This is a genomic window from Streptomyces sp. NBC_00872 (genome assembly GCF_045161915.1).
Taxonomy (GTDB): Bacteria; Actinomycetota; Actinomycetes; order Streptomycetales; family Streptomycetaceae; genus Streptomyces.
In genome coordinates this window covers 4438481-4459244 of record NZ_CP108806.1, presented here as the reverse complement: position 1 = coordinate 4459244, position 20764 = coordinate 4438481, and the positions used below count along the sequence as shown (strand labels likewise).

At 71.0% G+C, this 20764-nt stretch carries 19 protein-coding genes and 1 pseudogene; 8 read left to right on the top strand and 12 right to left on the bottom strand.

Annotated features, from left to right (window positions below; translation table 11 throughout):
* Window positions 1-50: 50 nt before the first annotated feature.
* The 3 genes from OG214_RS18995 to OG214_RS18985 all read right to left on the bottom strand — a co-directional run bounded on the left by OG214_RS18995 (window position 51) and on the right by OG214_RS18985 (window position 3944).
* Window positions 51-1514: an SPFH domain-containing protein gene (locus tag OG214_RS18995; protein ID WP_363079399.1), complete on the bottom strand. Its 1464-nt coding sequence runs from the start codon at window positions 1512-1514 to the stop codon at window positions 51-53.
* 340 nt (window positions 1515-1854) lie between these two features.
* Window positions 1855-2370, bottom strand: a complete 516-nt coding sequence (locus OG214_RS18990; protein ID WP_363079398.1) for a hypothetical protein — start codon at window positions 2368-2370, stop codon at window positions 1855-1857.
* Window positions 2371-2573: 203 nt separating this feature from the next.
* Window positions 2574-3944: a helix-turn-helix domain-containing protein gene (locus tag OG214_RS18985; RefSeq protein ID WP_405985406.1), complete on the bottom strand. Its 1371-nt coding sequence runs from the start codon at window positions 3942-3944 to the stop codon at window positions 2574-2576.
* 240 nt (window positions 3945-4184) lie between these two features.
* On the opposite strand from OG214_RS18985, the gene OG214_RS18980 reads away from it, so the two are divergent.
* Complete coding sequence (locus OG214_RS18980) at window positions 4185-5309, top strand: permease (protein WP_405985405.1); 1125 nt, start codon at window positions 4185-4187, stop codon at window positions 5307-5309.
* 168 nt (window positions 5310-5477) lie between these two features.
* Window positions 5478-6032: pseudogene (locus OG214_RS18975) on the top strand (hypothetical protein); the annotation flags it as partial.
* 81 nt (window positions 6033-6113) lie between these two features.
* On the opposite strand, the gene OG214_RS18970 reads toward OG214_RS18975, so the two are convergent.
* The 4 genes from OG214_RS18970 to OG214_RS18955 form a co-directional block, all read right to left on the bottom strand.
* A complete protein-coding gene (locus OG214_RS18970) occupies window positions 6114-7589 on the bottom strand; it encodes an FG-GAP repeat protein (protein WP_363079394.1) in 1476 nt (491 codons plus the stop codon).
* Between the two features lie 385 nt (window positions 7590-7974).
* Window positions 7975-8643 carry a helix-turn-helix domain-containing protein gene (locus OG214_RS18965; RefSeq protein WP_363079393.1) on the bottom strand — a complete coding sequence of 223 codons (669 nt, stop codon included), beginning with the start codon at window positions 8641-8643 and terminating at the stop codon, window positions 7975-7977.
* Window positions 8644-8905: 262 nt separating this feature from the next.
* Complete coding sequence (locus OG214_RS18960) at window positions 8906-11125, bottom strand: glycoside hydrolase family 9 protein (RefSeq protein WP_405985404.1); 2220 nt, start codon at window positions 11123-11125, stop codon at window positions 8906-8908.
* 534 nt (window positions 11126-11659) lie between these two features.
* Window positions 11660-12202 (bottom strand): flavoprotein, encoded by a 543-nt coding sequence (locus tag OG214_RS18955; RefSeq protein WP_363079390.1) that lies wholly within the window; start codon window positions 12200-12202, stop codon window positions 11660-11662.
* 98 nt (window positions 12203-12300) lie between these two features.
* Between OG214_RS18955 and OG214_RS18950 the strand changes: the two genes are divergently transcribed.
* The 4 genes from OG214_RS18950 to OG214_RS18935 all read left to right on the top strand — a co-directional run bounded on the left by OG214_RS18950 (window position 12301) and on the right by OG214_RS18935 (window position 15480).
* Window positions 12301-13485 (top strand): helix-turn-helix domain-containing protein, encoded by a 1185-nt coding sequence (locus OG214_RS18950; RefSeq protein WP_405985403.1) that lies wholly within the window; start codon window positions 12301-12303, stop codon window positions 13483-13485.
* Window positions 13486-13689: 204 nt separating this feature from the next.
* Window positions 13690-14229, top strand: a complete 540-nt coding sequence (locus OG214_RS18945) for an ATP-binding protein (RefSeq protein WP_405985402.1) — start codon at window positions 13690-13692, stop codon at window positions 14227-14229.
* A gap of 248 nt (window positions 14230-14477) precedes the next feature.
* Window positions 14478-14924: a hypothetical protein gene (locus tag OG214_RS18940; protein WP_405985401.1), complete on the top strand. Its 447-nt coding sequence runs from the start codon at window positions 14478-14480 to the stop codon at window positions 14922-14924.
* 379 nt (window positions 14925-15303) lie between these two features.
* Window positions 15304-15480, top strand: coding sequence for a helix-turn-helix domain-containing protein (locus OG214_RS18935; protein ID WP_405985400.1), 177 nt, complete (start codon window positions 15304-15306; stop codon window positions 15478-15480).
* 255 nt (window positions 15481-15735) lie between these two features.
* On the opposite strand, the gene OG214_RS18930 is transcribed toward OG214_RS18935, so the two are convergent.
* Window positions 15736-16230: a hypothetical protein gene (locus OG214_RS18930; RefSeq protein WP_405985399.1), complete on the bottom strand. Its 495-nt coding sequence runs from the start codon at window positions 16228-16230 to the stop codon at window positions 15736-15738.
* Between the two features lie 260 nt (window positions 16231-16490).
* Window positions 16491-16859 (bottom strand): hypothetical protein, encoded by a 369-nt coding sequence (locus OG214_RS18925; RefSeq protein ID WP_405985398.1) that lies wholly within the window; start codon window positions 16857-16859, stop codon window positions 16491-16493.
* Between the two features lie 143 nt (window positions 16860-17002).
* Here OG214_RS18925 and OG214_RS18920 point away from each other — a divergent pair, with 143 nt between their 5' ends.
* Window positions 17003-17758: a GntR family transcriptional regulator gene (locus tag OG214_RS18920; RefSeq protein ID WP_363079380.1), complete on the top strand. Its 756-nt coding sequence runs from the start codon at window positions 17003-17005 to the stop codon at window positions 17756-17758.
* A 58-nt stretch (window positions 17759-17816) separates the two neighbouring features.
* Here OG214_RS18920 and OG214_RS18915 read toward each other — a convergent pair whose 3' ends face one another.
* The 3 genes from OG214_RS18915 to OG214_RS18905 all read right to left on the bottom strand — a co-directional run bounded on the left by OG214_RS18915 (window position 17817) and on the right by OG214_RS18905 (window position 18979).
* Complete coding sequence (locus tag OG214_RS18915) at window positions 17817-18053, bottom strand: hypothetical protein (RefSeq protein ID WP_405985397.1); 237 nt, start codon at window positions 18051-18053, stop codon at window positions 17817-17819.
* A gap of 607 nt (window positions 18054-18660) precedes the next feature.
* Entirely contained in the window at window positions 18661-18786 is a 126-nt protein-coding gene (locus OG214_RS18910) for a hypothetical protein (RefSeq protein ID WP_363079379.1), read from the bottom strand.
* 28 nt (window positions 18787-18814) lie between these two features.
* Window positions 18815-18979: a hypothetical protein gene (locus OG214_RS18905; RefSeq protein ID WP_405985396.1), complete on the bottom strand. Its 165-nt coding sequence runs from the start codon at window positions 18977-18979 to the stop codon at window positions 18815-18817.
* Window positions 18980-19212: 233 nt separating this feature from the next.
* On the opposite strand from OG214_RS18905, the gene OG214_RS18900 reads away from it, so the two are divergent.
* On the top strand, window positions 19213-20520 hold the full coding sequence (locus OG214_RS18900) for a cytochrome P450 (RefSeq protein ID WP_405985395.1): 1308 nt from the start codon (window positions 19213-19215) through the stop codon (window positions 20518-20520).
* The last annotated feature ends 244 nt before the right edge of the window (window positions 20521-20764 follow it).

Genomic DNA, 20764 nt, shown 5'->3' with positions numbered 1-20764 from the left:
GTCCCCCGTTCCCCTACACCGGTGTCACGGCGTCACGGCGTCGGTGCGTGTCAGTCCGTGACCTCGATGCGTCCGTTGGCCTCGGTGGTCCTGGCGGGGACCTGGGCCGGGACCGCGCCCGCGCCCGTTCCGCCGGGCCCGCCCGTCCTGCCCGCCGCCAGGCCCTTCAGCAGCTCCGCGAGGTCGACCCCCGTGGTGGCGCTGAGGAGTTCGACGCCCTGGGCCACGTTGTCGGCGACCGTACGCGCGAGCTGCCCGGCGCCGTCCGTCGAGATCACCGTCATCTTGTCGACCGCGCTGAGCGGCTCGGACGCCTTCGCGACCACCGAGGGCAGCACCTCGACCAGCATCTGGAGGACGGCCGCGTCGCCGTACCGTGCGAACGCCTCCGCCTTCTTGTGCATGGCCTCCGCTTCCGCCGCGCCCTTGGCGCCGATCGCGGCGGCCTCCGCCTCACCCTCGATCCGTACGGCGGCGGCGAGCGCGGCGCGGTGCGCCTTCTCGCCCTCACCGGTGAGACGTGAGCGTTCGGCGTCGGCCTCGGCCTCCTTGACCAGGGCGATACGACGCGCCTCGGCCTCCTGTTCGGCCTGGTAGCGGGCCGCGTCGGCGGGCTTACGGACCTTGGTGTCGAGTTCGCGGTCGGTCAGCGCGGCCTGGCGCTGGGCGACCTTCTCCTGCTCGGCGAGCACGTCCTGCTCGCGCGCCGCCTGGGCCAGCGGGCCCGCCGCCGCCGCGCGCGCCGCCGCCTCGTCCGTCTCGGCCTTGATCTCGGCCTGCTTCAGATAGAACGTCCGCTGCGCGATCGCGATCTCTTCCTCGGCCTTCAGCCTGGCCTGCTCGGCGGCCCGGCGCGCCACGGCCTCCGCGATATCGGCCTCCTGCTTGGCGCGGGCGGCCTCGGGACGGCCGAGGTCCTCCAGATACGAGCCCTCGGTGGTGATGTCCTGGATCTGGAACGCGTCGAGCATCAGCCCCTGCCCGGACAGGCTCGCCTCGGCCTCCTCCGCGACCTGCCCGGCGAAGGCCGCCCGGTCCCGGATGATGTCCTCCACCGACATCCGGCCGACGATGGAGCGCAGCGCGCCGGAGAGCACCTCCTGCGTGAAGCCGACGATGCCGCCCTGCTGTCGCAGGAAGCGCTGCGCCGCGGCTCTGATCGAGTCCTCGGTGCCGCCGACCTTGACGATGGCGACACCGTCGAGGTTGGCCTTCACCCCGCGCAGGGTGACGGCGCCGCGCACGGCGACCGGGATGTGCCGGCTGGACAGGTCGAGCGTGAACTTCTGCTGGACGAACGGCACGACGAACACTCCGCCGCCGACCACGACCTTCTGGCCGCTGGTGTCCATGGACACCCGGCCGGTGGCCGGGTCGGTCGACTGCTTGCCGCGGCGGCCGGTGACGATGAACGCCTGGCTGGGCCCCGCGACCTTGTACCGCGTGATGACGGCCAGTGCCAGCAGGGCGACGAGTACGACGACCCCCAGCACGGCGATGACGACTGGACTCATGGTGGCCTCTCCCTTGCCCCCCGAGGGACAGCAGTTCTGACAGCGGTTCGAATCGGTGCGCGTGGAACGGTCCACGCGCCGCGTTGGTGCACGGGGGTGTTGGCCGGCCCGGCCGCGGTGGGTGCGGTGGTCGGCGCGGGCGGTGTGGTTGGTGTGCTCGGTGTGGCTGGCGTCACCGGCACGGTGGCCGCCGTCGGACCGGGTGACGACCCGTCACCCCGGCGGACGGCCGATCATCTGGCGACCGGTCACCCTGGCGGACGGCCGCTTGGTAGCGACGCGTGGTCCGGCCCGCCCGGTAGCGACGCGCGGTCCGGCCCGACCGGCCGTGACGCCCGGATCAGCGGTCGACCGGACGTACGGAGACGGAACTCGACGAGAGCGTCGCCTCCACCCAGATCTCCGCCCCGTACGCCACCGGTTGCTCGCTCTTGGCGGAGTACTTCACCGTCTGGCCGCCGAGCCGCAGCAGCACCTCGCCGTACCCGGTGGCCGGGATCGCGGTGACGACCGTGCCCGCGGTGCCCACGAGATCGTCGCCCCGAGGGGTCGCCACGGTCTGGTCACGCATCAGCGCCTTGCTGAACCGCCAGGTCAGCCATCCCGCCCCGGCACCGGCCGCCGCCCCCGCGACGGCGGCCGGTACCGTGCCGAGATCCGTGGTGCCCTGGACGATCGCGCCGCCGAAACCGAGCATCGAGACGAACCCGGCGATGACCGGCAGCGACAGCAGCCCGTCGAAGAGGCCGTTGAGCATCCCGACCCCGCCGAAGAGCCCTTCCAGAATCCCGTCGAAGATCAACGAAAGGACGAGCAGTACGATCCCCGCGATGCCGAGACCCAGAAACAAGGTCATCGGATCCCCCCTCCCCCACTGCCCCGGATCCCCCGCGGTTTCCCTCGGGCAGGGCGCCATGTTCCCATCCATGGACGTCTGTGCGCATTGCCGTATTCCGGCAGTCTTAACGCGTTCTTAATGCCGACTGCCGACTGCCGACTGCCGACCGCCCGCCGCCGAGTGCCGACCGTGACCACACACCTGTACTCACGCCCGCGGACTCAGAATGGTTTCGCCGGCCAGTCGAGCAGTCTCGCCCCGATGACGGCCGTCTGGAGGGTGTAGCGGTGCATGGGATCGGCGGGATCGGCGCCGGTGAGCTTGTGGATCCGCGCCAGTCGGTAGGTCAGGGCCCGGACGCTCAGCGACAGCCGGCGCGCGGCCTCCGCCGCCACACATCCCGCGTCGAAGTAGACGGCGAGGGTCTCGATGAGCGGCTGGGCCCCGCCCCGGGCGGACTCCAGCGGACCGAGGGTGCCGAGGACGAGTTCGGTCATGGCCTGCCGGTCGCGGGTGAGGACCGGATAGACGAGCAGATCGGCGGCGTGCAGGACGGGGGCGTCCAGGGCGAGCCGGGCGGCGAGGTCGAGGACGTTCAGGGCCTCCTCGTACGACTGGACCACCCCGCCCACCCCGGGCTGCGGACGGCCGATGGCGACCCGTCCGCCGTCCGTCGCCGCGAAGGCCTGCTTGGCGAAGTAGGTCAGGACCTCCCCCTGGTCGCCGGGCGCGACACAGACCAGCCGGCCGGCCTTGGTGGTGAGCAGCACGCTGCGGTCACCGAACCGGCCGATCAGGGCCTCCTCGACGGCGCGCGGGACGGGTTCCTCCTCGTCGTACGGGACGGCGCCCTCGGCGACCGCGACGGCGTGCGCGTACGAGAGCCGGAGCCCGAACCGCTCGGCGCGTTCCGCCAGACGCCCCAGATCGCTGCGTCCGTACAGCAGGTCGTCGACGAACTCCCGGCGCGCGGCGGCCTCCTGCCGTATGGCGAGCCGCTGGGCCCGTTCGTACCCTTCGGCGAACGCGTCGACGGCCTGCTCGACGGCGGCGAGGACACTGTCGACGGTGCCGCGGGCGGAGACCGAGCCGGAGCCGGGGGCGGAGCCGTAGCCGTAGCCGGGGGCGGGAACTGAGCTGTGGCCCGGGGAGGAGCCGTGGCCCGGGGTGGAGCCGCGGTCCGAGGCTGAGCCGGCGGCCGTATCCGGGCCGGTAGCCGTATCCGGGCCGTTGAACGTATCCGGGCCGGTGACCGACGCGGCGGGCGACCCGGTGACCGACCCGGTGACCGACCCGGCGGCCGGACTTGGGCCGGTGGCCGAGGGTGCGCCGGGGCCCGTGGCTGTGCCGGGGCCCGAGGTGGCGGCGGGGCCCGAGGTGGCGGCGGTGGCGGGCCAGTGGGCGCGGGCCTCGGCGAGATGGGCGACGACGAGGGCGCGCAGCCCGAATCCGGCTTCGGCGGCCTGCCGTCCCAGCTCCCGGCGGGCCAGCAGTTCGTCCCGGGTGAGCCGGCGGCCTGTCGAGGCGACGGCCGCGAGGAGCTTCGCGTACCCCGTCAGATACTCGTCGGGTACCGCCGTCTGTCCCGTCACATCCACTCCCGTCCTGACCGTTCGCATCTGTCCGAGCCCCCCGTTCGCGCCCGTCGCGGTCGCCGCCGTGGTCGCCGTCGCGGTTGCCCTCGTGGCCGCCGTCGCCCGCCGGGGCGGGTCGCCGTCGCCTCGCCTTTCTAACCCATGGCGTCCGAGGCGCCCATGGCGCGCCGGTGCCGCTGACGTGCCGGACGGGTGCGCGAGGGGAGGATGGCGGGACACTTCGGGAGGTAAGTGACCATGTCGGCGATCGGTCGTGCGCTGTCCATCGCGGGGTCGATGGCCTGGGAGATCACCTGGGCGCTGATCCTCGGCTTCGCGCTCTCGGCGGTGGTGCAGGCGGTGGTGCGCCGCTCGACCGTCGTACGGCTGCTGGGCGACGACCGTCCCCGTACGCTCACCCTGGCCACGGGCCTGGGCGTGGCCTCGTCGTCGTGCTCGTACGCCGCCGTCGCGCTGGCGCGCTCGCTCTTCCGCCAGGGCGCGAACTTCACCGCCGCCATGGCCTTCGAGATCGCCTCCACCAATCTGGTGGTCGAACTGGGCGTGATCCTGGCCCTGTTGCTGGGCTGGCAGTTCACTCTGGCGGAGTTCGTGGGCGGGCCGGTGATGATCGTGATCATGGCGGTGCTGTTCCGGGTCTTCCTGCGCGAACGGCTTCTCGCGCGGGCACGGGCCCAGGCCGGGCGGGGCCTCACCGGCTCCATGGAGGGCCACGCGGAGATGGACTCGTCCGTACAGCGCGAAGGATCCTTCGCCCGGCGGCTCCTCTCCCCCGAGGGCTGTACGGCGGTGGCGCACGTCTTCGTCATGGAGTGGGCCGCGATCCTGCGCGATCTGGTGCTGGGCCTGCTCATCGCGGGCGCGATCGCCGCCTGGGTCCCGGACTCCTTCTGGAGCGCCTTCTTCCTCGAAGACCACCCCCTGGCCGCGAAACTGACGGGCCCCCTGATCGGCCCGCTCGTGGCGATCGCCTCGTTCGTCTGCTCCATCGGCAATGTGCCGCTGGCCGTGGTCCTGTGGAAGGGAGGCATCAGCTTCGGGGGCGTGATCGCCTTCCTCTACGCCGACCTCCTGATCCTCCCGATCCTCAACATCTACCGGAAGTACTACGGCCCGCGCATGACGGCCCTCATCCTCGCCGTCTTCTTCACGGCGATGGCGGCGGCGGGCTACGCGGTCGAGTTCCTCTTCGGCGCCCTGGACCTCGTCCCGGACCACTCCCACGCCAGAGTCCCGGACGAGGGCGTCTCCTGGAACTACACCACCGCCCTCAACATCGTCTTCCTCCTCCTCGCCGCGACCCTGATCCACCGCTTCCTCCGCACGGGCGGCCCGGCGATGCTCCGCGCGATGAACAAATGACGCGCTGGACACGTGACGCGCTGGACACGTGACGCGCTGGACACGTGACGCGCTGGACACGTGACGCGCTGGATAAAAGACGCGCTGGACAAGCGACCAGGCCGCCCGCGCGACGGCAGACCGGAATCGGGAGGCGGCGAGGACTCCGACGCGATTACGGTGCACGCCATGAGCGTGGGCGGGGTGTCATCGCGGCCGTTGCTGCTGGTCGATGTGGACGGGCCGTTGAATCCGTACGCCGCGAAGCCGCACCGGCGGCCCGAGGGCTATCGGACGCACCGTCTGATGACTCCGCGCTGGGAGGCGGCCGAGCGGCGACGGCTTTCCGCGTGGGGGAGGCCGGACCAGCGGCCCAAGCCGTTGCGTGTGTGGCTCAACCCCGGCCACGGTCCTGCCCTGGCGGCCCTCCCCTTCGAGCTGGTGTGGGCGACGACCTGGGAGGAGGAGGCCAACCGCTATGTCTCACCGGTCCTGGGGCTGCCCGCTCTTCCGGTCATCGCCTGGTCCTCACCCCGGCCGGAACCGGGCGGCGGTGTGTTCTGGAAGACTCCGGAGATCGTCGCCTGGGCGACGGGACGGCCGTTCGCCTGGCTGGACGACGAGATCACCGACGCGGACCGCGACTGGGTGGCCGCTCATCATGCCGGGCCGGCCCTGCTGCGGCGGATCGATCCGAGGGTGGGACTGCTGCCGGAGGATTTCACCATGCTGGAGGAGTGGGCCCGGTCCTTCGGGGCCCCGCCCGTCGGGGCTCCGGACCTTCGGGGCCCGGATCTTCGCCGTTGTGGCGCCGCGGGCGGGGGGTCAGCCGGCCAGGCGGCCGCCGAAGTCGCTGTACGTGGTCGGGCGGGACAGGGCGGCGGGGCCGAAGGCGGTTGAGCCCGTGGCGGGGAAGGACGCGGACGGGGCGCCCCGGAGGTAGGTGACGGCTCCCGCGTCGTTGTCCTCCTGGGACGCGACGACGGAGAGATCCGCGTATCCGTCCCGGTTGATGTCCGTGGCGAGGAGGCGCGCGCCGAAGCTGTCGATGCCCTCGGTGGTGCCGGGGACGCCCGGGGTGTCCTGGGAGAGCGCGCGGGCGCCCGTGCCGGTGATGCCCTTCGCCGAGCCGCGCAGCAGGATCACCTCACCCGCGTACAGCTTCCGGTCGGGGTCGGCGCCGAAGGACTGGCCGGGAACGCCCGCCGCGAGATCTCCGTAGCCGTTCTTGTCGAAGTCGCCGATGGCCACCGAGGCGCCGAAGGCGTCCCCGTACTCACTCACGCCGGGGACGCCCGCGCTGTTCTCGGTGAGGGTCGTGCGGCGGGTGGAACTGGGGCCCGAGGCGGCGCCGTAGACGACCGAGACCTCGCCGCCCTTGGAGCCGCTGGGCTCGTTGACGGGCTCGTCGGGATTGCCGATGGCGATGTCCCCGTAACCGTCCTTGTCCAGATCGCCGATGGCCGCGTTGGTGCCGGCCGGCAGGGTGCCTCCCTTGACCAGTCCGGTGCTGGAGCCCTTGTAGAAGACGGAAGGGCCCAGGATGTACTTGTCGAACTTCCGGCCCTGGACGACGAGATCGGCGGCGGAGTCCTTGGTGACCCGGCCCGCCGTGAGGAAGGGGTTGTCGACGGGGGAGGAGTAGGTGGTCAGCTTCCCGCGGGCGCCGGACTTGGCGAACGGTCCCCGTACGAGACGGATCTTCCAGGACGGGCTGGTGTCGCCCTGCGCGCCGATCGCGAGATCGGGCTTGCCGTCTCCGGTGAAGTCGGCCGCCGCGATGCTTGCCCCGAAGTAACTCCCGTACAGCGGCTGCGGGTTCGGTACGGTCGTGGCGCCGCTGAGGCCCTTCGCACCGCCCCAGACGATCACGACCGTACCGGCGGCCTGCCCCTCGGCGGTGTCCTCCTCGGGTGCCGAGACGGCCAGATCGCTGTATCCGTCGCGGTTGAGGTCGGCGGCGGCGAGGGCGTTGCCGAAGTAGTCACCCTTCTCGGCGCTGCCGGGGACGCCCGCGCTGTCCTGGCTGATGATCGTACGGCGGGTGGGGTCGAGCCCCTTCGACGTGCCGTACACCACGGCGACATACCCCGCGGCCGCCTGGGTGCCGACCTTGCCCATGGCCGCGGCGATCGCGAGGTCGCGGTAGCCGTCGCCGTTGAAGTCGCCCTGGAGCCCGGAGGGCGCGGCGGAGGCGCTGCTGGCGCCCGCGACCAGTGTTCCGGCGGCCAGCGTCGCGGCGGCCAGCGCGGTCGTCGCGGCTGTGGCGAGGGTGGTGCGGAAGGTTCTGGTGCTGGGCATGAGGTCGTCGTCTCCTACACGGCATACGGGGTGCGTGCGGGGGCGGGAGCCGCCCGACGGCACCCGGAGCTGAAAGGGAGACTTCCGATGGGGCGGGATGGTTGTACGGGCCCGTCGGTGCGGGCGTCGGTGCGGGCTGCCGTCGGTCCGGGCGTCGGTGCGGGCCGTCCGTGCGGGCTGCCGTCGGTCCGGGCTGTGGGTCCGGGCTGTCCGGGCGGGCCGTTGGTTCGGCCGGTCGTTGGTCGGGACTGTCGGTCCGGGCGGGCCGACGGGGTCGTCGCGCTGTGCGGCACGGCGGCGGGCCGGCCGTCGGTTCGGGCAGCCGTCGGTTCAGGCCGTCGGCTCAGCCGGTCGGTCCGGCGGGCCGTCCGTTCGGGCCGTCGGTTCAGCGGGTGCGGTGGGGGCCGAGGTCCCTCAGGACCGTACCGAGTTCGTCGCGGGTCAGGGCCGGTGCGGGGAGCCCGCCGGCCGGTTCCGTCCGCAGGCCGTCGAGGCTGAGGCGGAGATAGCGGCGCCAGGCGTCGGGGGCGGTGGCCGCCAGCGCGGGTACCGTACGGCCCAGCGCGGCCAGGACGAAGAGCACATCCTCGGTGGTGATGTCGTCGCGCATCGTGCCCTGCCGCTGGGCGCGTTCCACCAGCAGCCGGACGGTCTCGCGGTTCTGCTCGTGGAGGGCCTCCAGCGAGGGCACGCCCGGGATCCCGGTGGTCATCAGGTCGTTGGCCCCGCGGTCGTCGGCCAGGCCCGCGAAGATGGAGACGAAGTACGTGGTGAGGCCCGTCCAGGCGTCCTCGCACTCCCGCGCCTTCTCACCGGCGCGGAACGTCTCGGCGAGCGTCTCGTGGAAGACGGCCTCTACGAGCGCCCCCCGGTCGGGGAAGTGACGGTACAGCGTGGCGTTGCCGACCCCGGCCCTGCGGGCGATCTCGTCCAGGGACGCGTCCAGACCCTGCTCGGCGAAGACCTCCCGGGCGGCCTCGGTCAGCAGGACGCGATTGCGCCGGGCGTCGCGCCGCAGCGGCGCCGCGGGCTTCCGCTCGCTCGCTCCCGTCACCGGCTCACCGCCTCCCAGAGATCCGTACCGCCCGTGCGTACCGCCTGCGCGTACCGCCAGCGCGTCCCGTCTGTGCGTACCGTCCGGGCGTCCCGCTGGTCGGTTCGGTGGTCGGTCCGCTGGTCGGTCCGGTGGTCGCCGATGCTACCCGCGGGCGGGCGGTCAGGGATTCCTCCCTGACCGCCCGGATGTCCACGGGGAGCGCCTGAGCGCCTGAGCGCAGGACGGCGGACGTCAGCCGCCGGATCTCAGCCGCCGGACGTCAGCCGCACGCACCCGAGTTGAGAGTGAAGGCGGTAGGTGGCGGATTGCTGCCGGTGAAGGTGGCCTGCAAGCCGAAGCTCACCGAGCCGCCGGGGGCGATCGCCTTGTTCCAGCCCGCGTCCTTGGCGGTGACGGCGGAGCCGCTCTGGGAGACCGTGGCGTTCCAGGCGTTGGTCACCCGCTGGCCGCCCGCGTACGTCCAGTTCAGCGTCCAGCCGTCGATCGCGGCCGTGGAGGTGTTCTTCACGGTCACGGTGGCGGTGAAGCCGTTGTTCCAGGCGCTGTCGATCCCGTACGTGACCGCGCAGCCGGAGGCCGGATCGCCGCCGTCACCGCCATCGCCGCCGTCACCGCCATCGCCTCCGTCTCCGCCTTCGGGGGTTTCGGCGGCGAACTGGGTGAGCCAGGCCAGCGGCGCGTTCCAGTTGACCGCCACTTCATTGGTGGAGTACGAGCCGATGTCGTCGATGTAGCAGGCGGCGGGGTCGCAGCCGGACAGTTCCTCCTGTGCGACCGGGTCCTGGAGCGCGGCGTTGGGGCCGCCCGCGATGGACCCGGCGGGCGGGTTGGGCAGCGAGGCGTCGTACTGGTTGGCCCAGAAGCGGTGGTGCTGGTTGCGGGACGGCTGCTCGCCGTAGCCGCTGACGTACGACTGCCCGAGGGTGTTGCGGCCGAGCAGGTAGTCCAGCGCCTCAATGCTTCCGGCGCGGTACCGCTGCTGTCCTGTCAGCCCGTACGCGACGGCCATGACGATGCCGTTGTTGGCCACCTGGCCGTTGGAGCCCCAGACGTACGCGGTCGGGGGGAGCGGTACCGCGTACCCCTGGCCGGACATGGTGGCCAGGTGCGCGTCGGCGGCGGTGGTGACGGAGGAGCGGATACGGGCGGTCTCGGCGGCGGGCAGTCCGGTGGGGACGGTGGCCAGGACGATCCGGCCGAGGGCGGCGGTGTCGGCCCAGCCGAAGCCGAAGGAGCTGAAGGCGCCGGGGGAGGTGTGCCAGGGGGAGGCGGTGACGGCGTCGCGGTACGCGGCCTCGCCGGTCGTCGCGTACAGTTCCGCGCCCGCCCAGTAGAACTCGTCGCTGACCGTGGCGTCGCCGTACGCTCCGCCGCCGTTGCCGTCGGAGTCCGGCGCGATCAGACTCGGGTTGGCGCGGGCGGCCGACCAGGCGCGGCGGGCGGAGTCGAGACAACGGGTGGCGAAGGCCGCGTCGTACGGTGCGTAGACGCGGGCGCACTGGGCGGCGGTGGCGGCGAGGTTGAGGGTCGCGGCGGTGGAGGGGCGGTGCAACTCGCGCTGTTCGGCGTCCAGTTCGGGGCGGGTGGGCAGGCCCGTCCAGTTGGCGTCGTGGATCTTGTGGAATGCCATGCCGGCGAGCGGTTTGCCCTCCGGGACCTGCATCCGCATCAGGAAGTCCAGCTCCCAGCGCGCCTCGTCCAGGACGTCGGGTACGCCGTTGCCGCGCTCCGGGACGCGGAGGGTGGAGTCGCCGAGCGCGGCGTCGGTGCCGGCGCGGTCGGCGCGCTCGAAGGAGTTGACCAGCAGCCAGGCGGAGAGCCCGCCGTTGACGACGTACTTGCCCTGGTCGCCCGCGTCGTACCAGCCGCCCCGTACATCACGGCTGTAGTCGCAGACGCCCGCCTGGCACGGCACGCTGGTGTCCCCCTTGTTGGGCGCCACCCCGAGATGCCCGGCGGGACGGGCGTAGGCGGCGCCGCCGGCGAGCGACGCCTCGATCGCGATGCCGCTGCGCTGCTGGTAGAAGAACGACATGGCGTCCGAGCGCAGACCGTTGTAAAGCCCGGCGCGGATGTCGAAGGGGTGGCTGGTCTGCCCGTCGACGAGGAGGGTGTATCCGGTGCCGGTGCCGGTGTACGAGGAGAAGTCGACGAGGTGGGTCGAGTCCCCGGAGGCGGTGTCGCCGCCGCGTACGGTGGTCGTTCCGGAGGCGACGGTGGCGCCGGTCGCGCCGCGTAACTCCCAGGCGGTGGGGGCGGATGCGGTGGTGACGACGGTGGCGCGCTTGGGCCCGTCGGGGAGATAACCGAGCTGATTGACCCGCACGGCGATAGCGGCGGCGGCTTCCACGTCCGCGCCGGGCGGTGCGGCTTGGGCGGGCGTGGCCACGAGCGCGGCGGCGGCCAGGACGACGGACAACACCCCGACGAGCCCGCGCCGCAGGGCGGACGGCGGGGACGGGCGCGTGAGCACAGGCATGACGATGGTCACCTTTCGTGTGCGGGCGAAGGGCGGAACGTGATGGGAGCGCTCCCAATCCGGAGACTTACATGCACACGTCACCCCGTCAATGCTTTACGCGGGGGTGGGGGTGGCGGCGGGGGGCGGGCGCGGCGCAGGGCGGCGACGCCGGGCGGTGGCGCGGCGGACGCGCCGGGCACGGTGGCGGGACGCGTCGGCCTGAGGGCGTCCGGGGGTCAACCCCGCAGGCGCGGGGACCACAAGTCCTACGCGAAGTGGCAGAAGAAGCGCGGGGGACCAACCCCGCAGGCGCGGGGACCATACTTCTTGAGCTGGGCTTTTATCCTGCCGATGGGCTGGCTTTGCTTAGTTTCGGGGAAACCGGCATAGCCGCTGTTTCTCCTCGAACCGGGCAGTCATTCCGCTTGGCCTCCGCTCATTCTTTCACCCGGTGCCGGATGTCCGGTGATTGCCTCGGTCGTACGGGCGCCGCCTGTCGCGCCGCCTGGCCTTTTCGCCGCCCTGCGACCGTTTCGGTGGCCGCGCCTGCGTCTAGGCGGCGCTGGCCGCCGCCTCCACCGCCGTCAGGGCCGCCGCCCAGGGGTATGGCTTTTTCTCGCCCGGTTGGTTCGGTACGAAGGCGCCCGGTCCGTACAGCACGGTCACGCCGGCGCTCCTCAGTGTCTCTATCGACCGCTCGAACTGCGGGTGTTGTACGTAGGCCGCGTTCACGCAGGGCATCGTCACCAGCGGGATCCGTTTGCCGATCCCCTCTGCTACGACGCCCACCACGAACTTCTCCGTCAGTCCGAGCGCCCACTGATTGATCGTGTTGAGCGTGGCGGGCGCCAGGAGGATGGCGTCTGCCGGCGGCCATACGTCCGGCTCGCCCGGAAGCTTGTACTCCGATCGGACGGGGGCGCCCGTCAGCTCCTCCAGCTCCGGAAGGCTCGTGGCCAGCCATCGGGCTGCGGTGGGTGTCAGCCCCAACCGCACGTCCCATCCCCGGGAGTGCGCGTCTCTGATCACGGAAGCGATGTCCAGCACGGGCGGTGCGGCGCTGCCGAAGAGGTACAGCGTCCTCGTACTCGTCATGCCGTCCAGTCGACCACATACGAACGCCCCGGAACCGGACGGATGCGGGGGCGGACGTGAGTACCGTTCCAGATGACGAGTCAGGAACGGAGACCACTATGCCCTCGCTCGACGACGACCACACAGGCGCGCGCATCAAGCGTGAGCGGAAACTGGCCCACCTCACCCAGCGCCAACTCGCCGCCCGCATTCCGTTCTCGTACAGCCTCCTCAACCAAGTCGAGTGCGGGGCCCGCCCCGCGTCCCCCGACTTCGTCGCGGCGGTGGCACACGCCCTGAGAGTCGACGTCACCGCGTTGACGGGTCAGCCCTACGTGACCGAACTGCAGCAAGACCGCCTTGCCGAGCTGGTCCGCCCGATCCGCGAGGCCTTGGACCTCTACGACCTCGGGGTCGATGACACGATCACCGTCCGTCCCGTTCCGCAACTCCTGGCGGCGGCGGACGACCTCTGCGCTCAGGTCCGTGCCACTCGTCTGCGTAACGCGGCCCGCGCGCTGCCGGCCGTCATTGCCGAACTCACCTCCACGGCGTGGCTCACGCCGTCCACCGAACTGTGGCAGGCACTGGCCTCCACCTACCGGACCGCGCACGACGTATCGGTGAAACTCGGCTACTACGACCTGTCCACGGTCGCTCTGGACCGTATGGACTGGGCAGCTCAGCGGGCCTCGGACCCGTGCCTCGCAGCCATCCGCCAGTACATGCGCGCTCTCGTCTACTTCCGGGAGGGCGAGTACACCATCGGTCAGCGCCTTATCTCAGTCGGCCACCACGTCCTTGCCCAGGCCGGTGACGCCCGTGAGGCGCAGGCCGTGGCAGGCCAACTCCACCTGGGTGCCACGGTCATCGCCGCGAGAGCCCGGAACAAGTCCGCGCTCGCTTCGCACATCGGCCAGGCCGCAGAAATCGCCGATCGGATCGGAGACGCTTCGGATGTCCACTGGCTGTCGTTCGGGCCCACCAACGTGGCCTTGCACAAAATGAGTGCGGCGGTCGAGATGCGTCACTACGAGGATGCGCTTGGCCAAGCGGGTGGCATTCACCTGCCGGCCGATCTGGCGACATCGCGGCGGGCCCACTTCCTGATCGACCGGGCGCGATCGGAAATGGAGACGGGCCGGGCGGAGGCAGCGCTCGACACCATCGTCAAGGCGCGCCGCGCTGCTCCGGAGCAGACCCGATATCACCCTGGGGCGCGGGAGACGATCTCCGGTCTTGTGCACCACTCGCGCCGCACGCCCGACACGCTCACGAACCTTGCCTCGTGGGTTGGCCTGTAGTGCTCACAGCGCTCACAAATCTGTGAGCGTTGGGCCATCGCACGGCGGTCACCCTGGACTCATCCGATCACCGATGAGCCGGGGACGGACATTGAGGACGCGCTGCTCGACGCGGCCACCGCCCGCATTCAGCTCTCGCGTCCCCCATGAGTCCCGGCGGCCGTCCCGACGGCCCCGGGCGGCCAACGCGCGAGGAGCGTCGACATGCCTGAATCCACAGCCGGAACAACCGCGCCCGATGCCGAATCCCGACCGCTCGATTTCACCACGACGGTGAAGACCGCGCGGCCTGTGGTCGACTCGGATGCTCACTTGCCGGGCGAGGACGTGGAGACGGCGGTCCTCCGGTGGAGTCGTCACCCGAGATGCGTGGCGCTGGCGCGGCTGGAGTTGCGGAAGTCGCTGGCGGGCTGGGGGCTGTCCGAGCTGGAGGATTCGGCGGTCCTGATCGTGTCCGAGCTGCTCAGCAATGCCGGACTGCACGCGGGGGTGTCGCGGGGACAGGGCATCGAGACGCGCTACGTGCGTAGTTCGGGGGGTTTGCGGATCGAGGTGCACGACGGTTCGCCCGTGCGTCCCCAGCCTCGTACACCGGACCCGGAGTCGTGCGACGGGCGTGGGTTGTTGCTGGTGGATGCCTTGGCGGATGAGTGGGGGGTGGCTGACCGGGATGGGCCGGGGAAGGTGGTCTGGGCGGAGTTGGCGCTCCCGGTCGGGCAGTCTGGTGAGGGTGGTTGCTGGTGATGCCACCGGTGGACAGGCCTCCGGTCGGGGCGTTCCCTCAGCCTGATGTCGTGCCGTATATCGCGTGCTGGTCTTCGGAGCACCGGCCCGGGGGTGTGGTGATTGCCAGAGGTGCGGGGATCGCCTATGCGGATGAGGGGCCGTATGACCGTGACTCGATGGGTGTCCTGTGGCGACGGATCGGGTTGAGTCCGGGGAAGGGGCGACCGGAGTTCGGGAAGGTGCATTTCCTACGGCAGCGCCGGGCGATGCGGAAGCTGCTGTGCCAGGTCTGTGGTGGCCCGTCGGACCGTACGCGTGAGGGGACGCTGTGGCTGGTGGGGGAGGACGTGGACGGCCCGGAGTTGTGGGAGCCCGGCTATGTCACCACCCATCCGCCGGTGTGTGTGCCGTGCGCGGTGATGTCGGTGGGGGTGTGTCCGCACTTGCGTGAGCGGTATGTGGCACTGCGGGTACGGACGTTCGCGGCGCGGGGCGTGCACGGGGCGCTGTACCGGCCGGGTGGGGCGTTTCCGGAGGCGTACGACGCGGACGGGGTCACGTTCGAGGACTGGCGGCTCGGGTGGGTGCTGGCCGCTCAACTGATCATGGAGTTTCACGAGTTCACGGTGGTCGACCTGGACGTGGAACACGCGGCGTACCTCAAACGGACGCAGGCGCGATGCGGTTTCTCCGACGACCGCCGCCGATCCTGACAGCGGACGCCCCAGTTCCTGACGCGCTCCTATCGCTGTTTTTTGCGGTCGCGGTAGAGACCGCCTGATAAGCCGACGACCGATCCGTCGGCCGTGTCGTTTCGAGAGTGGTACGTGCGCGCTGTCGGGTACGCCGTTGGCATTGAACGCGACGAAAATGGTGGGGTGAAACGGACCACGCCACCGACCTGCGTCCGAAGGTCGGTCAAGGTCAACCAACCGAGGTCGGACAGCCGCGTGCGGGAGCAACGAGTGGCGGCCGTCGGCCACCCGGTGCCGGAGGGCCCACCCCGGCTTGCGCGGGGACCACACGATGGAGCGGATCGCCCGGGGCATCGCGAAGGGACCACTCCCGCCTGCGCGGGGACCACAGGAGGCCGTGGCTCTCCGCGTCGATATGACCCTTGCGCAGTACAACCGAATCGAGAAGGCGCACGCCAGCCCGTTGCTTGACACGCTGGTCCGTGTCGCCGACGCGATCGGTGTACCGCTCAGTCTCCTGGTGCGTGAGGAGTTCCGGCCGGGCACTGGGAGCGCGGACCGGCCGGGCCGGTAGGGCAGATCGGGAGCCGACGACTCCCGACCTTTTGTCGGAGTGTCCGGCTACGACGATCCGTCGCCGCAGCGTAGGCACGGGATGGTGACGGGCCCGTTGCTGGTGACCATCACGGTGGGCCCCGGACCCGGGCACTGGCGGCGCCCGGACCGGCGAGCCCTGATGGTGCGCCATAGGCGTCGGCACTCGCGGACCGCGGCCATCTGCTGGTCGCGTTCAGATGCGCTCATACCAGCACCATAGGGTCCAGCCGGGTCAGTTCGGGCCCGATTCGCACTCCACCTCACAGTCGTTGTCCCCGCAGGACGGCACGTGCTGGCAGTCGGCTCCGGCCACGGCCTTCGGGCCGACCTGCCACAGCTCGGCATCCACTGCGAAACCCGCCAGCTCGATCGCGGCCTGGGTGGACGCCAGGATGCCGGGGACGCCGACATGCGTCGGGCTCGGCGGCTGGGGGATGTGATGGACGAAGCGCCCGCCGAGCCGGGCGTTCAGCTCGGCATAGACGCGGGTGTGGAGGATCAGGGCATGCCAGCCCTCATCGACCACGGGCGACGGCGCCATACGGCGCCCAGTCCGTCCAGCGGCGGTGGCTACGAACTTAAGGGCCTCCAGCGTGATGCGCTCGGCGAGGGGCTGTTCCATGCCGGGGTTGGCGCGCAGCACGGTGGAGACGACGCCCGTGAACTCCTCGGGTGTCAGCAGGGCTCGGGCGTCCCGTGTGGCGGGTGCCTGGCTGGTGATACTCATGGTTGCGTGCCTCCTGTTTTCGGATGGGTGGTGGAACCCGCCCCGGCCGGGGTTTCCTGGCCGGATGCGTCCGGCCGGGGCGGGGGTCAGTGGGGGCCGGCTGGTCTGTGTGGCACCAGCAGCCGCAGCGGAGGGTCAGCGCTGCCGGAGCCGGGGGCGGCGGCTGCTCGATGCGGATCTCTCCGGGCCCGTAGCACCGTTCTGTACGTCCCCTCGGCACTCCGGCGTGGTGTAGTGCGTTGTGCGCGGCGCAGGGCTGGTCACTGGAGTGCCTCCAGTTCGGCGGGTGCGGTGAGTTGCGCCCACAGGCCGAAGCCGTCCACGGACACGCCGGATGACTCGGTAAGGCGGCTGATGATGAGGGCGCCGGGGCCGTGGACCTGGAGGATGGGCAGCGGGTGCTGGCCGGTGGCGGTGATCCGGATGCGGCGCCCGGCGGTGGAGATGGTCATTTCTATGACGTCGGGGCGGCGGGCGGTGAGGCTGCCGAGGACGGCGACAAAGAGTTCGTTGGCGATGAGGGGGGCGTCGTCGTGGTCGAGGCGGCTGCGGATCCAGTCGCGGACCTGCGCGGCTTCTGAGGGATGACCCTTGTAGGCCTGCCGCCAGGTATGCCCCGATTCGGACATGACTGTCCCCCGGATTTCGTCGCTATCTGAGTACGGATACTGTCTTTCTGTACTCAGATTGTCGCCAGAGTTGGCGCAGGTCAAGCGGATCGCGAGAGTATGTGTACTCAGATTGACTCGACCATTTGGAAGGTGGTGCGGTGGTGGCACAGCCCGAGTACCTGCGGATCGCCGCTGACCTGCGGCGCCGCATCTCCAGCGGCGAGTTCGGGCCGGGCGACCAGCTGCCGACCCTCCCCGCCCTGTGCGAGGAGTACCGCGTCTCCGACACCACGATCCGCAACGCGATGCGGCTCCTCGGCAACGAGGGCCTCATCGAGACCCGCGCCCGCGCGGGCACACGCGTCCGGCCCCGGCCGCCCGTACACCGCATGGCCGCCGACCGCTACCGGACCACACCCGGCGCCAAGGCGACCCCGTACACCCGGGACCAGGGCATCGCCTGGTCCGAGTACCGGCTCGACAAGCGGTTCGAGAAGACCGAGGCCACTGCGGAGCTGGCCGGGCTCTTCGAATGCGAGCCCGGCGAACGGCTGTTGGCCCGGCACTTCGTGTTCTACGACAACGACCAGCCCACCCAGATGAGCACCAGCTACGTCCGCTGGTCCGACGTCGCGGGCACCCCGATCTCCGACCCCATCAACGAGCCTTGGCCCGGCGGCACCCGGGCGCAGATGCTCAGCCTCGGCATCACGGTCACCCGGATCACCGAGTCGTTCACCGCCGCAATGCCCACGGACCTGGAGGCCCGGACGTTGCGCATCGGCGCGGGCGTGCCCGTCCTGCGCTACACGCGCCGGCACATCGCGGACACCGGACGGATCGTCGAAGTCGCCCACCCGATCGTGCGCCGCGGCGATACGACCGTCGTGGACTTCGCGATCGACCTGGACGAGTAGCCCCGGACATGCGAAAGCGCCCCGCCCTCCCGGAGGAGAGCGGTGCGCCGCGCGTTTGTCAGGCACCCGTGCGCATGTGGTCGCGCACCAGATCGTGCACGTCCTCTTCCGCCGGCGGGATCCTCGCGTGCTCCATCCGACGCATCGGCCGGTCCACGGTCCACGAGTACGCCCGCACCAGCCCGCGCAGCCCCGTCAGCTCGCTGCGGATCTCATTGTTCTCCCGATCCAGGCGCTCCGTGGTTTTCTCCAGGATTGCCAGATCAACCTGCCGCTGAGCCGGGGCCGCGGCCACACGCTGCGCCTCGCGCTGATCGGCCGCCGTACGGCGCGCGGCCCGCGCGGGCGCGGACCATCCCCGCCTGCGCGGGGACCACGTGCAGCCGTCCCGATCGGCGTCCGTCCATTGCGGACCACCCCCGCCTGCGCGGCGGCGGCCTGGTCGGCGAGGGCCGGACCACCCCCGCCTGCGCGGGGACCACATGAGGGTGGCGGGCATGTGCACGCAGTCGCACGGACCACCCCCGCCTGCGCGGGGACCACTACGCGCCGTCGTACTCGTGGAGCGTCACGTCCGGACCACCCCCGCCTGCGCGGGGACCACCCTTTCTGAGCTGCGGTGTTAGAGGGGCTTTGCCGTTGCTTGACCAAAGCTCGTCCGCATAGCTCCATGGTGTCAGAGCCGTGTGGTGAAGTCCCATCACCAGGGAAATGCGCTGGCGAGGTGGAACGGTGCTTCCGCGTGGCCAGGGGCTGGACCGAGCGCCTGCCTGGTCGCGCGATAGCCGGCCGGCGCGGTCGGGAAGTTCATTGGCTGGGGCCGCTGCCGGTCCCAGGGTCTGGCGATTATGAAAAGGAAGAGCCCCGGCCGCGTGTGCGGTCAGGGCTCCTCTCTCACCGCGTCAGTCCTTCGGCGGGACGATGAAGCCTCGCAAGGGGCGCGGTTCGTCGTCGGCGTCGGACTGCTCCGCTTCGGCCCGCTTCATGGCCGCCACGAGTTCCGCGTACCGCGGGTCGATCCACTCCATGGCGTGCTCCTTCCGTCGGGCACGGAGCCTACGCGCCTGATGGCTTGTCGGGCTTCGGCTTCTTGGGGATGAGCGCGATCGGGCCGCAGCCGCCCGGCCGGGTGTGCCAGGTCCGCGCGCCGATCGTGATCCGGTTGTCGTCCGGTCCCCGCCACAGTTCCTCGTCGGGCTCGTATCCGGCCTCGGCCATCATGTCGACCGCACGTCCCGTCCCCGGGAGTGCGCGTCCCTGATCACGGAAGCGATGTCCAGCACGGGCGGTGCGGCGCTGCCGAAGAGGTACAGCGTCCTCGTACTCGTCATGCCGTCCAGTCGACCACATACGGATTGCCCTGAACCAAGTTGAACCGTGGAGGAGTCCCCGCTTCTTGGTAGGGTCGGGGCTACTAGAAACGGGGAAGTGTCCCCAGTTCTTGAGGAGGCTCCATGCGCGCTGACCAGATCGTTGAACTGACCTCCGCTGCCCCCGACTTCTTCGCCGATCCCTATCCCGCCTACCGGGTGCTGCGCACCCAGGCGCCTGTGCGGCGGTTGCGGATGCCCGGTGGGGAGGCCGTGTGGATGGTGCTCGGGTACGACGCCGTCCGGGCCGCACTCGCGGATCCCCGGTTGCGCAACGACATCCGGCACTCGGCCGAGTTCGAGAGCGACGGCGGGTACGCGATCGGCCGCAACATGCTCCAGGTCGACCCGCCCGACCACACCCGGCTGCGCGCCCTCGTCTCGCGTCAGTTCACCGCGCGCCGGATCGCCGCACTACGTCCGCGTATCGAGCGGATCTCCGCCCGGCTCCTCGACGCCATGGCCGCGGCGGCCGGTCCCGACGGACCCGTGGAACCCGTGGGAACTGCCGGACCCGGTGGACCCGGCGGTCCCGTCGATCTCGTCGGCGCCTACGCCTTTCCGCTCCCGATCACCGTCATCTGCGAACTCCTCGGGGTGCCGGTCGCGGACCGGGACGCGTTTCACGACTGGTCCGGCAAAGTCGTCGCGTTCGACGACGCGGAGGGCGCCGCCGCTGCCGCCGCCTCGATGACCGCCTATTTCACCGGGCTCATCGAGGAGAAGCGGAGCCTCGACACCGGGGCGGACGGCGGGGAGGACACCCAGGGCGGGGAAGACACCCAGGGCTCGGAGGACACCGACCTTCTGCACGCCCTCGTCCGTACCCACGACGAGAACGGTGACCACCTCTCCCCCGACGAACTCCTCGGCATGGCCTTCCTGTTGCTCGTCGCGGGCCATGAGACGACCGTCAACCTCATCTCCAGCGCCGTCCGCCTCCTCCTGACGCACCCGGACCAACTCGCCGCCCTGCGCGCGGATCCCGGGCTGCTGGAAGGCGCGATCGAGGAGACGCTCCGCTACGAACCGCCCGTACAGATCGCCGCCTACCGCTACACCGCCGAGCCCCTGACCCTGGCCGGCACCCCCATACCCAAGGGCGAGCGGGTGGTCATCTCCCTCGCCGCCGCCCATCGTGATCCGGCGCGCTTCACCGACCCCGACCGCTTCGACATCCGTCGCGACCCGGCGGCCAACCGCGCCCAACTCGCCTTCAGTCATGGGATCCACCACTGCCTCGGCGCCCCGCTCGCCCGCCTCGAAGCCGCGGTCGCGCTGCCCGCGCTGCTGGACCGCTTCCCGCGGCTCGCCCTCGCCGACGCCTCCGCCGCCTCCGAGTGGCGCCCGAGCCTCCTGCGCGGACTGCGCCGGCTTCCGGTGCGCTGGTAGCGCGTAGCGCGCCCCGCGGCAGCGCGCGCCCCGCCGCGCCGGAGAGGAGGAAAAAACCGCACACAGGAGAGCGGGAAAAAAACCGCACATTGGCGGCCCTCTCCCTGGGACTATGACAACTCCGTTGACTGACAGTAGAGTTGGCGACTTATCAGGGGCTTATCTGGGACGCCGGATTCAGGGTTGGTGTCGGGGGGACACAATGACAGCGGGAAAAGTGGTGTGTGAACCGGTCTTAAGGCCC